This window comes from Nakamurella sp. GG22 (assembly GCF_052976845.2).
On record NZ_JBRIIO020000003.1, the window covers coordinates 124,374 to 138,287 of the forward strand.

12 protein-coding genes and 1 pseudogene are annotated in these 13,914 nt (G+C 65.4%); all 13 read right to left on the reverse strand.

What is annotated here, in order from left to right:
* Positions 1-10 precede the first annotated feature (10 nt).
* The 13 genes and pseudogenes from ACVBEQ_RS04825 to ACVBEQ_RS04885 all read right to left on the reverse strand — a co-directional run bounded on the left by ACVBEQ_RS04825 (position 11) and on the right by ACVBEQ_RS04885 (position 13,907).
* Entirely contained in the window at positions 11-676 is a 666-nt protein-coding gene (locus ACVBEQ_RS04825) for a hypothetical protein (protein ID WP_447152501.1), read from the reverse strand.
* A 129-nt stretch (positions 677-805) separates the two neighbouring features.
* Positions 806-949, reverse strand: a pseudogene (locus tag ACVBEQ_RS04830) (IS3 family transposase); the annotation flags it as partial.
* Positions 950-1,074: 125 nt separating this feature from the next.
* Positions 1,075-1,956, reverse strand: a complete 882-nt coding sequence (locus ACVBEQ_RS04835) for an alpha/beta hydrolase fold domain-containing protein (RefSeq protein ID WP_447152294.1) — start codon at positions 1,954-1,956, stop codon at positions 1,075-1,077.
* 58 nt (positions 1,957-2,014) lie between these two features.
* The gene (locus tag ACVBEQ_RS04840; RefSeq protein ID WP_447152295.1) at positions 2,015-2,698 is read right to left on the reverse strand and encodes an enoyl-CoA hydratase/isomerase family protein; all 684 of its coding nucleotides are present in this window, start codon (positions 2,696-2,698) and stop codon (positions 2,015-2,017) included.
* Between the two features lie 299 nt (positions 2,699-2,997).
* Positions 2,998-4,140, reverse strand: a complete 1,143-nt coding sequence (locus ACVBEQ_RS04845) for an acyl-CoA dehydrogenase family protein (protein WP_447152296.1) — start codon at positions 4,138-4,140, stop codon at positions 2,998-3,000.
* Positions 4,141-4,240: 100 nt separating this feature from the next.
* Positions 4,241-5,857 (reverse strand): GMC family oxidoreductase, encoded by a 1,617-nt coding sequence (locus tag ACVBEQ_RS04850; protein WP_447152297.1) that lies wholly within the window; start codon positions 5,855-5,857, stop codon positions 4,241-4,243.
* 55 nt (positions 5,858-5,912) lie between these two features.
* Positions 5,913-6,920 carry an aldo/keto reductase gene (locus ACVBEQ_RS04855; protein WP_447152298.1) on the reverse strand — a complete coding sequence of 336 codons (1,008 nt, stop codon included), beginning with the start codon at positions 6,918-6,920 and terminating at the stop codon, positions 5,913-5,915.
* 41 nt (positions 6,921-6,961) lie between these two features.
* Positions 6,962-8,029 (reverse strand): 2,3-butanediol dehydrogenase, encoded by a 1,068-nt coding sequence (locus ACVBEQ_RS04860; RefSeq protein ID WP_447152299.1) that lies wholly within the window; start codon positions 8,027-8,029, stop codon positions 6,962-6,964.
* Entirely contained in the window at positions 8,029-9,216 is a 1,188-nt protein-coding gene (locus ACVBEQ_RS04865; RefSeq protein ID WP_447152300.1) for a glycerate kinase, read from the reverse strand. The genes ACVBEQ_RS04860 and ACVBEQ_RS04865 overlap by 1 nt, the downstream gene beginning before the upstream one ends.
* Positions 9,213-10,232 (reverse strand): ABC transporter permease, encoded by a 1,020-nt coding sequence (locus tag ACVBEQ_RS04870; RefSeq protein ID WP_447152301.1) that lies wholly within the window; start codon positions 10,230-10,232, stop codon positions 9,213-9,215. Before ACVBEQ_RS04870 ends, ACVBEQ_RS04865 begins: the two co-directional genes overlap by 4 nt.
* A 5-nt stretch (positions 10,233-10,237) precedes the next feature.
* On the reverse strand, positions 10,238-11,758 hold the full coding sequence (locus ACVBEQ_RS04875) for a sugar ABC transporter ATP-binding protein (protein WP_447152302.1): 1,521 nt from the start codon (positions 11,756-11,758) through the stop codon (positions 10,238-10,240).
* Positions 11,755-12,777, reverse strand: a complete 1,023-nt coding sequence (locus tag ACVBEQ_RS04880) for an ABC transporter permease (RefSeq protein ID WP_447152303.1) — start codon at positions 12,775-12,777, stop codon at positions 11,755-11,757. The genes ACVBEQ_RS04875 and ACVBEQ_RS04880 overlap by 4 nt, the downstream gene beginning before the upstream one ends.
* Positions 12,774-13,907 carry a sugar ABC transporter substrate-binding protein gene (locus ACVBEQ_RS04885; RefSeq protein WP_447152304.1) on the reverse strand — a complete coding sequence of 378 codons (1,134 nt, stop codon included), beginning with the start codon at positions 13,905-13,907 and terminating at the stop codon, positions 12,774-12,776. Before ACVBEQ_RS04885 ends, ACVBEQ_RS04880 begins: the two co-directional genes overlap by 4 nt.
* Positions 13,908-13,914: the final 7 nt, after the last annotated feature.

Genomic DNA, 13,914 nt, shown 5'->3' on the forward strand with positions numbered 1-13,914 from the left:
CCCGGACCTCCTAGTCGGTGATGCCGTTGTTCAGCTCGAAATCATCGTCCGGGTGGTACCCGCTCAAAGCATTCTGGACCTCCGTGTCGACGACGTCATCCACCAGGGCTGCCACGAAAGCGGTCACCGTCGCGACGAACGTGGTGTCGGCGGGTTGCACCAAGCTGCCCTTCTGCAGCGCGTTGAGGGTGTTCTGGCCGATCGTGGCAGCTCTGGGGTTGGTGGAGGCGGCCTGTTCCAGACCCCAGCGGACCATCCGCATCGTTTCTTCCCGTTGCCGCCAGACCTGCAATTTCGCGTCCGCGGTCCTGGCCTCCCGCACGGCCGCGGCGGATGCCTCAGCGGCCTTGTCCGACGCCGCCGCGGACGCCAACGCCGCCTGGGCCGCCTTCCGCGCCTCCTCGACGGTTTCCCTGCCCGTGCGGCGCTGCAGCACCCCGCTGTAAACGACCCCGGTCAGGGCGATCACCGCAACGGCGACCGTAATGACCAGCCCCACACCACTACCGGCAGTCGACGGGTCCAGGGTCGGGACAACGGCCAGCGGCGTGGTCGCCGGACCGACCACCGCGGCGGCGCAGGCATGAGTTCCTATGCATGACTGATCCCACCAGGAGACGTTTCCGAATCCCACCGGGAACGACGAAACGACAAGACCACCGTGAATCGCGGTCATGACCAAGGGTAACCGTGTCAGCGCGGACTGTTCAGCCGCGACGCCAACGGCCATACAGGACCACCGAACATCGCGCCCAGGACCAGCCGTGATCCGGACCCGTTGATGTCGATGAGTGCTTTGCAAGCAGTCCCGCGGCCACGCCCGTAACGCGGCGTCGCGTTGCTTGGTCCGGTTCTGCCCGGTCACCCGGCACGCGAGCCGCTCACTCACGCCCGTGGCTTTCATGAGGTGGTTGACGGCTGCCCGGCGGCGTTCCGAGCTCAGAAGTTCCAGTGATGATTGTCCTGGTGCTGGTCGAGAGCGGGCGGGGGGCGCGGAGTTTGCCGGTTGCGGTGACGTCGGCGGCGATGTCACCCAGTTTGCGGTTCAGAGGTTGTTTGGCGGTGCGGAAGGCTTCAAATTACGAGGTGCGACCGGCCGGGGTCAGTTCGCCCTGCATGGAGCGTCAACAGCCAGTTAAGTACGTCTGACGTCAGCTCCTTTTCGAAGCGGCGGTCTCCGTGGCCCGCACCTGTCAGCAGGCGAAGGTCAACGTCGGCACCGTGCTCACGGAGCGCAGCGCCGAGAATCAAGGTTTGCTGGTAGGGAATAAGACGGTCGTTGGTTCCGGCGGCGAGGAAAAAAGGGGGCAGTTGTGGAGCTGATCGGATGTAGGTGATGGGGTTCGCTTGTTGGGCGAGTTCACGCATCTGCTGAATTGGGCCACCCAAGAACAGGGATTCCGGTGATTGCGGTTCGTCGTGGACCTGGACATCGGGTCCTTGGCCGTCAGGTGGGCCTTCAATGAACTGTGTATCCATGAGCAGGAAATCGGACGGGCCGTACCAGTCGATGACGGCCTGGACACCGGAGTCATCGGAGGGCTCGTCGAAGACGGTGACTTGGCCGGTGGTTACCCCGAGCATGGCGGAGAGGTAGCCGCCTGCGGATCGTCCCCAGGCCGCGAAGAACGCCGGGTCAAGGTTCCATTCCGCGCTGTGGGAACGGAGGTATCCGACTGCCTGCTTCACATCGCGCACGGCGGCCGGGAATTGGGCTTCGCCGGACAATCTGTACTCGACTGAGGCGACTGCCCACCCGCGGTCGAGTAGTTCGGTCAAGGCGTTGAGTTCCGACATGCGGTTGCCAAACGCGAACGCACCGCCATGAATAGCGACGACCACGGGGCGGGGTGCTTCAGCGCCAATAACCGGAATATAGAGGTCGAGTACTTGGTTGGCGGATTCGTCGGCGTAGGCGATGGTTGCATGTGGGGTTACACGCGTTTTGTTCCTCATTCGCTGGTATCGTTCCCTTCAACCTTTATGTGAGGCAAACGCACAGGCGATGCACTGCTTACCTCATGGCACTGGATGCTGTGTCAGTGCTTTGTGCGCTGTCTTGCTGACTGATCGAAGTCGAACCGAGCAGGCTTTCGACCAGTTGGTCCAGATGGTTGTCGATCTGGTGGGCCGGTGCGACGCTGGTGACCAATCCCCAACTGGCAGCTGTAGGGGCATCGAGGCACCGCAGCGTCCGCATGAGGTAGTTGGCCCGTGCCGGACCGATGATCTGGGTGAGACGTCGCGTGCCCGCCCAACCTGGGATAGCGCCCAACCCTACCTGCGACGGACCGATGCGGGCGCGGTCGGTCGCCACCCGGAAGTCACAGGACAATGCCAATTCCGCGCCGCCCCCGATTGATAGTCCATCGACAACCGCGATGGTGGGCTGGGTGAGCTGAGTGATTCGGTCAAAGACCCGGTGACCAACTGGGGTCCACGGCCGCCATGTCTCATCGAGCGGTGCCTGCCTTGACCGGGCGGGGAGTGTGCTGTTAGGAAGGCGCCCTACGCTCGCTGTTCGTAGAATGATCACCCGCACTCCGCTGCCCGCTACTTCGTCGAGCCGTACCTCCAATTCGGTGAGCAGTTCCGGCTGCAGGGAATGGTGCTTCACGCCGCGGTCAAGGATGATAGTGCCCACCCATCCGTGCGGGTCGACACTGACGCTGACACTGTCATCATTCTGTTGGCTCAAGAGGTGCTCCTTGATTGCGGTGTGTACTCGCCGGACCATTCCCCGTTGCTCGTGGAAGTTCCATCCATGCTGATTTTTCTTATTTCAGTTGGGTTGTGAACCGCGCGATTGTGGTGGCCCACACCGACCGGTTGTCCGCGCACTTGCTGCAACGCCGCCATCACCGCCGGGCCTTGGCGGCCGAGCGGTGGCGGCGGGTTGTTCAGCGGTCATTTGTTCCTCCCCCGGTTTTGCACGGGGGCTCACCTTGAGTGGTGGCACGCTGGTGGGCCGCGGGCTCGCCGCAGCTCGTCAGCGGATCAGGCGTAGGCCTTGAGTGCGGCTCGTCCGATCATGAGGTTGTGGATTTCGCTGGTGCCGTCGAAGATCTGGAAGGCTTTGCTGTCGCGGAACAGCCGTTGGACTCGGCTGTCGTGGTGGACGCCGAGGGCACCGAAGATTTGCACGGCTTCGACGCTGTGCCGCTGGGCGGCGTCGGTGCTGAATATCTTTGCCTTGGACAGCAGGATCGGGTCGCCTCCGTTGCCGAGGGCGAAGCTGTCACCCGCGGCGAGGGTGAGCAGTCGGGCCGCTTCGTAGTCGGTGGCCATGGTGCCGATCTTGTGTTGAATGATCTGGACGTTGCTCAGCGGTTGGCCGAACGCGGTTCGGGTGTTGGCTCGTACGCATGATTCCCGGATTGCTGCCTTGATGACGCCGCAGCCGTAGCTGGCGGCGTCGACCCGGGCCAGGTTGATGCCTTCCAACATGCCCTTGAAGCCGGCCACCTTCAGGGCTGACCCGGCAGGCACCTTGACATTATTGAAGGTCAGTTCACCCAGCGGCATACCCCGGATGCTCATGAGGTCGAGGGGGGCGCTGCGGGTGATCCCCTCGGATTCCAGATCAATGACGAGTGCGACGGTTTCGGCGTCGCGGCCATCATGGTCCAGTTTGGCGAGCACCACGTTGAAGGCGGCGTACGGGGCCATCCCGATCCACTTTTTGCCACCGTTGAGGATCCACCCGTCCCCGTCGCGGGTTGCCACGGTGGTGATGGCCCGGATATCGGTGCCGGCGTCGGGTTCGGTCACTCCGAAGGACCCGTAAAGGTCACCGCTGAGCAGTGGTTCCAGGTACCGGTCGGCGATCTCGCGTTCGGCGTACCTTTTGAGCAGGTACGCCTGCAATCGCAGCGCTCCCAACGCGACGACCGACGCCGGGAACGCGGCGGCGACGAGTTCGGTTGTCTCGTGGACCAAGCGCATTCGGTGGAGTTCCAGGTTGCGGTCCTCATCGAACATCAGCTCAAGCAGACCCAGGTCAGCGAACTGCTTGATCACTTCCGGGAAGAACTTGCCGTCATCACTCTGGTCGCCTCTGGCCAGAAGAATGGTATCGCAGTACTTTTCGACGTCCTTGAGATAGTTAGCTTCGTCGGTTTCAAAGTCACGGCGTGGCACGGGAACTCCGATCTAGATCATGAACGGTGGGCTGCGACAGGATTGGCCCGTCGGCTTATGCGTTGGTGACAGGTGGTTTGGATGTGAGGATTGCTGGCGCTTAGGCGACGCGCTCCCGGCCGCGGATGAGGTCGACGGCCTTTTCGGCGATCATCACCGTCGGGGCCTGGGTGTTCGAGCTGACGATGGACGGCATGATGGAGGCGTCAACGACGCGGAGGCCTTCCATGCCGTGCACCCGAAGGTCGGCGTCCACCACGGACTGGTCGGTGGTGCCCATCGCGCACGACCCAACAGGGTGGTACGAGGTGCGGCCGTAGGCCTTGACGAACTTGATGTAGTCGTCCTTGGTCCGCAGGTCGCTTTGACCGGCCAGGTGTTCGGCCTTGACGTGCTTGGTCATTGACTGCTGGGCCATGATCTCCCGGCACTGCTTGACCGCGATGGCGCTGATTTCCACGTCGTAGTCGTCGGCCAGGAAGTTGGGGTCGATGATGGGCTGCACCGTGGGATCGGTGGAAGCTGCCTTGACTGTGCCGCGGCTCAACGGGCGCACCATGTATGTGTTGAGGGTGGCGCCGTAACCGGGGCGGACGGCTTCGATCCCGGCCTCGACACCGGCGGCGGGCAGGAAGTGGAATTGCAGGTCCGGCTCCGCCACGTCCGAGGAGGAGCGGGTGAAGGCACCTGCCTCTACCACCGTGGACGTCAAAGGCCCGGACCGGAACGCCAGGTACTGCAGACCGGCCAGCGCGGTCGCCGGCCGCACCTTCTCCAACCGGTCCATGCTCTGGTACTTGTGCAGCTCGTACACGATGTCCAAATCGCAATGGTCGTGCAGGTTCTTGCCCACGCCGACCAGCGAGTGCTTGACGTCGATTCCCAGCGGTGTCAGGTCAGCGGGATCACCGATCCCGGACAGCTGAAGAACCTTGGGTGAGACGAAGGCACCGGCCGACAGAAGCACTTCCCGGTTTGCCCGGAATTGTTCTGTGGCACCGCGGTGCAGGGTCTCCACTCCTACCGCACGCTTGCCTTTGAGCAGGATCCGGCTGACCAGGTGACCGGTCAGCACCGTAAGGTTCGGCCGTTTGCGGGCGGGGTTGAGGTACCCGATCGCCGTGCTGCAGCGCCGGCCGTCCTTGGTGGTGGTCTGGTAATAGCCGGTGCCGTACTGGGTTTCGCCGTTGAAATCGCTGTTGTACGGGAGCCCCCACTCCTGGCCGGACCGGACGAAAGCCTCCGACAGCGGGTGCGGGTCGGCGATGTCGGAGATGCCCATCGGGCCGCCGACCCCGTGGTACGGCGCGGACAGCCGGGAGTTGTCCTCGGAGATCAGGTAGTACTTCTGAATGTCGGCGAACGACCAACCCTTCGCGCCGTAGGCCTGTTCCCAGTTGTCGTAGTCCGACGGTGTCCCGCGGGTGAAGACCTGCGCGTTGATGGAGCCGCCGCCGCCGATGACCTTCCCCTGGGGCAGCGGGATGACTCTGTTGCCGCAGGATCGTTGCGGGGCGCTGGTGAAGCCCCATTGGTAGGGCCCCGTCGTGAGCTTCGCGAAGCCGGCGGGCACGTGGATGAACGGGTGGAAGTCGCTGCGGCCGGCCTCGATCAGCAGGACACGGATTGTCGGGTCTTCGGTGAGACGGCCGGCCAGGACGCAGCCGGCGGTGCCGCCGCCGACGATGACGTAGTCGTACGAAGTGTTCTTGGACATGGGCTTTCCCCTTCTGGGGTGGAGGTGCGGACGGGGGTCGGGTTTCGGTCTGGGATCAACCGGGTGTTGGGGCATCCGGTTCGATCAGTCCGGCTGCCCGGCAGTCGCGCCAGAACTCGCCGGGGATGGGTGTTTCCAGCCAGGTGAGGTTTTGGGCCTGTTGGTCGGTGGTGCGCGCCCCGAGGATGACCTGTTTGATCACCGGGTGGGCGATCGTGAATTGAATCGCGGCGGCGGGTAGCGGCACTCCGTGCTGCCGGCAGATCGCGTCCAGCCGGCCGGTCCGCTCGAGGATTTCCGGGGGTGCTGGGGCGTAGTTGAACTTCGCGGACGGGGTGGGGCCGGTGGCCAAAATCCCGGAGTTGAACACTCCGCCCAGCAGCACCGAGACGTTGTTCTCGGCGCACAGCGGGAGCAGGTCGTTCACCGGATCTTGTTCGAGCAGGGTGTAGCGCCCGGCCAGCAACAAGACATCGACATCCACGCGTTTGACCACATCGACGCAGACGTCGGCCTCGTTCACACCGGCGCCGATGGCTCGGACCACACCTTCGTCGCGCAAGCGGATCAAGGCCGGGAAGGCGCCGGCTATGGCCTCCTCGAACCGCTGCGGTTGATTCTCGCCGTGGGTGTAGCGGTCGATGTCGTGGACGAACAGCATGTCGAACCGGTCCTGGCACATGCGTTGCAGGCTGTCTTCAACCTGCCGGAGCACCGCGTCGTAGGAATAGTCGAACTCCGCACGGAACGGTGGAACGTCAACCCAGACCCCGGAATCGAACGACCCCCGTGGGGCGGGCACCAGGGTGCGCCCCACCTTGGTGGACAGCACGTATTCGTTGCGGTCGTGTTCGAGCAGGGCGTGACCCAGTCGGTGCTCGGATAACCCGTGCCCGTACATCGGTGCGGTGTCAAAGGCACGGATCCCGGCGTCCCAGGCGGCGTCGATCTGTGCCTGGGCGTCGACCGCTGAGACCGCCCGGAAAATGTTGCCGATCGGTGCGCCGCCGTAGCCGACGACGGTGAGGTCGATATTGCCCCGGGGAATGGTGCGTATCTCCATGGGAACTCCATTGTTCGAGGTGCACGGATGGGTGTATCGAATCAGGTCCCTGGCTGCACCAGGATCTTGATGTGCTGTTCCTTGTTGTCGATGAGTTCGGCAAAACCCCGGTCGACGACGTCGGTCAGTTGAATCCGGGCGGTGATCATGGCGCTCGGGTCGATGCGGTTGTCCGCGAGCGCGGCGATCACCGCGGGGTAGTCGCCGCCGGCGTAACACAGCCCGGACCGCAGGTTCCGCTCCCCACCGAGCAGCAGGCTCATGTCGATCGGTGCACTGGTTTCCCAGATGGCCACGTTGTAGGCGGTCCCGGTGGGCCGAACAGCGGCCAGGGCGGTGTTGATCGTGGCCGCCAGCCCGGAGGCATCGAAGCTGACGTGCGGGCCGACACCGTTCACAGCGGCGCGGCTGAGCTGCACAACGTCATCGGTTCTCGGGTCGTACACGGCGTCCGCGCCGAACGCCTCGGCCATCGCCTTGCGGGCGGTTGACGGCTCGGACACCCCGATCCAGCTGGCTCCGGCGGCCTTCAGGCAGAGCAGCAAGGCCAGGCCGATAGGTCCCCCGCCGATCACCAACGCTGACTCACCGGGGCGGAACCCGGACTGCACCATCGCGTGCCAGGCCACGGCCAGTGGTTCGACCAGTGCCCCGACTTCGGTGGAAAGCCCCGGCGGCAACACATGCGCGTTGCGGCGGTCCACGGCGCAGTACTCGGCCAGGCCGCCACCCCAGCCGGCCAGCCCGTACACACCGCCGCGCTCACAGATGTTGTAGTTACCTGCCCGGCACTGAGCGCACGTATCGCAACGCAGCAGGGGCTCTACCGCCACCCGGTCGCCGACCGCGATATCCGTGACCTCGGAACCTATCTCGGCCACGGTGCCGGCGAACTCGTGCCCCATGACAACGGGGGGAACATCCCCGGTCAGGGGGTGCGGGCGGTCCGCGGACGGGATGAAGATCGGTCCGGCCTGGAACTCATGCAGATCGGTGCCGCAAATGCCACACCAGTCAACCTTGATCAACACCTGCCCAGCACCCGGCCGGGGTTGCGAGACTTCATCGACCCGAAGATCTTTCGGTCCATGGAAACGCAGTGCTTTCATCAGGTCTCCTTCTGCTGCAGGCTGCCGGAGTGGGCCACCTGGGGTTCGATTCGGTTGTCTGTGTCTGCTCGTTCGTCCTGGGCCAACAGGGTTCCGGTGCGGTACAGCAGCGGCGCCGCGCTCCGCATCGCCTCGGCCGGGTCGGGCTGCAGATCCAGCAGTTGGTAGTGGCGGTGGACACCGAGCTGCGCCAGTCGCGTTGCGGTGGCGGTCACCCGACCTGCGACGAGAACGACCGGTATTCCGGCGCGGGCGGAGCGGGAAATGACACCCATCGGTGCCTTACCGGCTTCGGATTGGTCGTCCCAGGATCCTTCCCCGGTAACGACAAGCCCCACTTCATTCAGCTTTTGGTCCAGTCCGATGGCGTCCATGACGAAGTCAGCGCCGCTGATCACGTCGGCACCCAGGGCGGTGACCAGGGCCGCCGCGGTGCCACCCGCAGCGCCGGCACCTGGAACGGACGTGGCATCGATACCGGTGACGTCATGCAGCAGGGCCGCCCAGGCGTGAAGGGCGCGGTCCAGAATGTCTACGTCTGCGGGCGTGAGGCCCTTCTGTGGTCCGAACAGGTGGGCCGCGCCGGTGGGCCCGGTCAGCGGGCTGGTGACATCGGTGGCGACGGAGAACCGCACCTGCCGTAGTCGTGGATCCAGCGTGGACAGGTCGAGCGTGTGCGCGGCGAGCAGGCCCCTGGCGTTCGGGGTGCAGGGGGCGCCGGAGATGTCGAGCACCCGTGCCCCGAGCCCGAGGAGCAGACCCACCCCGCCGTCGGTGGACGCGCTGCCGCCCAGGGCTATCACCACGTGCCGGGCCCCGGCCTCGACGGCGGCCAGCGCAACGGTGCCGACGCCCAGGGTGCCGCTGCCCCAGGGTTCCAGCCTGCCTCCCGGCAGTGCGGCCAGACCTGACACGGACGCGAGTTCCACCACGGCCACCTCGTCCCGGTGGACCAATGCGGCGGTGGTGGGATCACCGAGCGGGCCGTGCCCGGGAACCCGGACACGATCGAACCCGGCCGAGGCCAAGGCGTCGAGCGTGCCGTCGCCACCATCGGCGACCGGGCATGGGACGGCTTGTTGCCCGGCGGCGGTGATCCCGTCCGCGACGGCCCGGCAGGCGGCGGCCGCGTCGATGGAGCCCTTGAACTTGTCAAGGGCCACCAGTACCGCCGCCGGGCGGGTCATGCGACCACCGTGGTCCGTCGACGGTCCACGGTCGCCGCGATCGCGAAGATCACGATCAGGCCGTAGAGAATCGGTTGGATCGCCGAGTCGACCCCGGCGATGTCCAACCCGACCCGCAGCACGGAGATCACCAGGGCGCCGAGCAGGGTGCGTCCGACCCCGCCGACGCCGCCGGAGATCGCCGTACCACCAATGATGACCGCGGCAATGGCCGGCAGCAGCAGCGAAGTGGAAGTGGACGCACCGGCGGACTGCAGCTGAGCGATCTGGAAGACGGCGGCCAACGCGGCGAACAGGCCGCTACCGACGAACACCAGGATGACGATCAGCTGGGTCCGGATCCCGCTGTACGCGGCCGCTCGTTCGTTCAGTCCGACGGCCCTGATCTGCCGGCCCGCCGGCAACCCGCGCAACGCCAACATCAACACCACGGTGATCACCGCGACCACCACGAACGAGATGGGGATGCCGTACCGCCTGGTGAAGATCCATTCCACGGACTGGTACCCCTTGGTCACCAGCACGGTGTTGGCCTGCGCCATCAACAGGGAGACCCCGGACCACACACCGAGTGCACCCAAGGTGATGATGAACGAGGGCACCTGCGCCTTGACGTGGATCCATCCGACCAGGCCACCGGCGAGGGCACCGCCGATCAGGACCACTGGGACAGACGCCACACCCAGGGTGCCCAGGGTCTTGGCCATGAGCACCCCGCACAGACTGGCCAGGGCAGCGTTGGACAGGTCGATCCGCCCGGTCAACACGACCAGGCACTGACCGATCGCCAGCAGCGCCAGCGGAGTTGACTGCTCCAGCAACGAAGCGATGCTGCGGGGAGTGAAGAATCCGCGGTCGATGAACCCGATCACGGCCACCAGCACCACCAGCACCACCAGCGGTGCGAACCCGGCGTCCTGCAACTTGCGGAACAGACTGGATTCGGCCCTGTCGCCGGACTTCTTGTCGGGCGCGGCCGTTGCGGTCGCGGAACCCCGAGTTTCTGGACTTGACACCTCGATCACACCATCCTTGCCAGTACATCGGTTTTGTCCGGTCGATCGGTCGGCGTCGAGGCAAATTCACCCGTGATCCGGCCGTCTTTCATCGTGATGACCCGGTGACTCATCGAGATGCCCTCGTCGAGGGTGTCCGCGATCAGCAGCACCGACAGGCCCTTGGCCGCCAGCTCCCGGATCAGCTTGTACACGTCCGCCTTGGCGCCGATGTCCAGGCCACGGGTCGGGGTGTCCAGGATCAGCAACCGCAGATCGGGGTCCAGCAGCCACTTGGCGAGGACAATTTTCTGCTGATTGCCACCCGACAGGGTGCGCATCAACGTCCCCGACGATGGCGTCTTGACCCGCAGCCGGTCCAACCACTCGCGGACCGTTTTGCGTTCCTTGGCCGGGTCGATGAACGGCCCCCGGGACACCTGATCCGGGTGCGCAAGGGTCAGGTTGTCGTTCACGCTCATGCCCAGGACGGCGCCGTCGATCTTGCGTTCGGACGGGATGTAACCAATGCCGTCCCGCACCGCCTGGGTCGGGGTGCGAAAATTCAACGGCTCCCCGTCCAGGGTCACGGTGCCCGACCGAACCGGTACGGCACCGAACAGGGCGCGACCGATGTACTCGCGACCGCTTTCCTGCACCCCCATCAGGGCGACCACCTCACCGCGGGCAACGGTCAGCGACACCTCGTGAAAGTGATCCCCCGACAGATGCGAGATCTCCAGCCGGGGCGCGCTTTCGGCTTCGACCTGACCTTCCTCGTGATAGAAGCCTTCGTGCCGTTCCTCACCCACCATCAACTCGTACAGCTCGTGTTCGGCGACGGTCTTCGGGTCCCGGACGGCGACCACTTCACCGTCGCGCATGATGTAAACCCGGTCGCAGACGGCGAGCACCTCGTTCATCCGGTGCGAGACGAACACGATGCTGGCCCGTTCCCGCAGTTCCCGGACGATCTGGAACAGCTTCTCGATCTCGGCATGCTCGAGCACCGAGGTCGGTTCGTCGAGCAGGATGACAGGTTCGTGATGAGTCCGTTCGCCGGTGGCCAGGGCCTTGGCCACCTCGACCATCTGCCGCTGCGCGAAGGGCAACGACTCGGTGGTCACGGCAGCGTCCAGCCCGGTCCCGACCTGGTCCAGGTACCTCTGGGCCCGTTTGCGCAACTCCGACCACCGGTACACGCCGCCGCGGACGGTGGCGCCCTCATTGCCCAGCAGGACGTTCTCGCCGACGGTGACGTTGGGCAGCAGGGACTGCTCCTGGTACACCATCGCCACGCCCTCACGGACGGCGTCGCCGACACCACCGAAAGACACCGGTTGATCACGCAAAATCACACTGCCGGTGTCCGGGCGTTGCACGCCGGACAGGATTTTCAGCAGCGTCGATTTTCCGGCGCCGTTCTCCCCGATCAGACCCACCACCTCACGGGGATGAATTTCGATCGAGACATCCTTCAATGCCTTGACTCCGGGGAAACTCTTGCTGACGTTGCTGACCCCGTAGACGATATTGGGAGTACTCATTTCACCACCCGCAGACGTGCACGCAGCCGCCACATGGTGACGACGGCGGCGATGACAACAATGGCGCCGAGAACGGCCTGCTGAATGAACGAGCTGACCCCGGCCAGGACCATCCCGTTGGCCAGGGCGGCCATCACAATGACGCCGACGACCGAGTGCAGCACACCGCCCCGTCCGCCGGTGAGGACGGTGCCGCCGATGACGACACCCGCGATGGTGATGAACAGTTGACCGGTGCCGATTCCGACGTCACCGACGCCGGTGCGGGCGGTGGCCATGGCACCGGCCAGGCCGGCGCACAGTCCGGACAGGATGAACCCGTAGACCCGGATCCGGCGCACCGGGACGCCCGACAAGCGGGCGATGTCCTCACCGCCGCCGACCACCATCGCGTACCGGCCGAACCGGGAGTAACGCTGAAGCCACATCCCGATCAGCACAACGACAATCGCCGTCCACACCAGCACCGGCAGCCCGAGGAACCGGTCCACTGCGAAACTGAGGAAACCGGCGTCCTGGATGCGGGGAGGTTTCCCGGCAAACAAGAGCTGGGCGATGCCCAGCCCGATCTGCCAGGTGCCGATGGTCACGATGAACGAGGGCACGCGCAAGAACGCCACCGACAAGCCGGACAGCGTGCCAAGGGCGGCGCCCATCGCCATCGCCGCGACCACGGCCCACAGGCCCAGTTCACTGTCGGTGCGATCGTTGAGAATCAGCACCGCCGTGACCATGCCGGAGGCGCCCAGGACGCCCTCCAGGGACAGGTCGATGCCGCCCATCAGCACCACGAAGGTCAGACCGACGGCGAGCACGGCCGGCACCGCGCTTTGGATCGCCAGGGTCGAAAGGTTGCCGAGCGAGAGGAAACTGGGATTCACCGCCAGCATCACCAGTGCGATCAGCACCAGCACGGCCAGCGCGGGAACCGGGACCCGCTCCGAATGCAGAACCTCCCGCAGCCGGCCCGTTTTGGCCTGCTGCTGCGACGGTTTCGTCGCCGAAGCTGTCGGGCTCACAGCTGGATCTGCTCTCCGGCTGCGCCGAAGACGTCCTTGAAGTCCAGCTTCGAGGTGTCGGCGGGGTCCCCGGCCGAGGCCACTGTGTCGGCGGTGACGGCGGGAAGCGGCTTGAGGTAGAAGGCGCGGTGGTTCGCGGGCTCGGTCGCGGGGTCGATCTGGCCGGTGGCCGCGGCGAACCCGATGTTCAACCCGTACGCGCCCTGCTGGACCGCGGTGGACTGGGTGGTGGCCACATACCCGCTGTCCGGATCGGCGACCGCGTCCAGTGCCTCCTTGAGCCCGTCGATGCCGCTGACCTTGATCTTGCCGGTCTTGCCGGCTCCCTTGACCGCAGCCAGGGCGCCCAGCCCCATGGAGTCACTGGCCGCCCAGATCCCAGTGATCTGGTCGCCGTACTTGGTCAGCAGCGACTGGGTGACATCCTGGCCCTTGGTGCGGTCCCACCCGGCGGTCTGATCCTCCAGCAGCTTGATGTTCGGGTACTCCGCCAGTGCCTTCTGCAGGCCCTCGAACCGCTCCTGGGCCGGGGCGTTGTCCAGGATGCCCTGCAGTGCAACGATCGATCCGGTGCCGCCCATTGCCTCGAACAGCGCCTTGGCGGTGTCGTAGCCCTGTGGGACCCCGTCGACGGACATGTGGGCCACCCAGTGCGGGTCGTCCGCGGTGGGCATCAGTCCTTCCGGGGTGTTCCACTGGGTGACCAGCCAGGCCCCGGCGTTGTCGACCTCCTTGACGATCGAGGGCACGATGGATGCCTCGTTGGCGTCGACGTTGAGCACCACGCACTCGCCGCCGTTGGCCAGAATCGATTTGATCTGGCTCAGCTGCTTGCTCGAGTCGCCGTCACTGGCGATCCACTGGTACTTGTCGGTGAGCCCCTTCTCGGCGGCGAATGCCTTGGCGCCGGCGTCGACGCTGACGTAGTACTCGTTCTCCAATCCCCGGCCTGACTGCACCAGGGTGACGTCCTCGGGCTTGCAGGTGCCCTTCTCCTCAGAACCGCCACCGGACGACGAGGATCCACTGTCGGCGCACGCGGTCAGGGAGGCGAGGACGAGTGCGGTGGCGGCGATGCCGGTCACCATCTTGCGGCCGGAACCGAACCGCGGGGAGGCAGTGCACTTCATTGTGAGA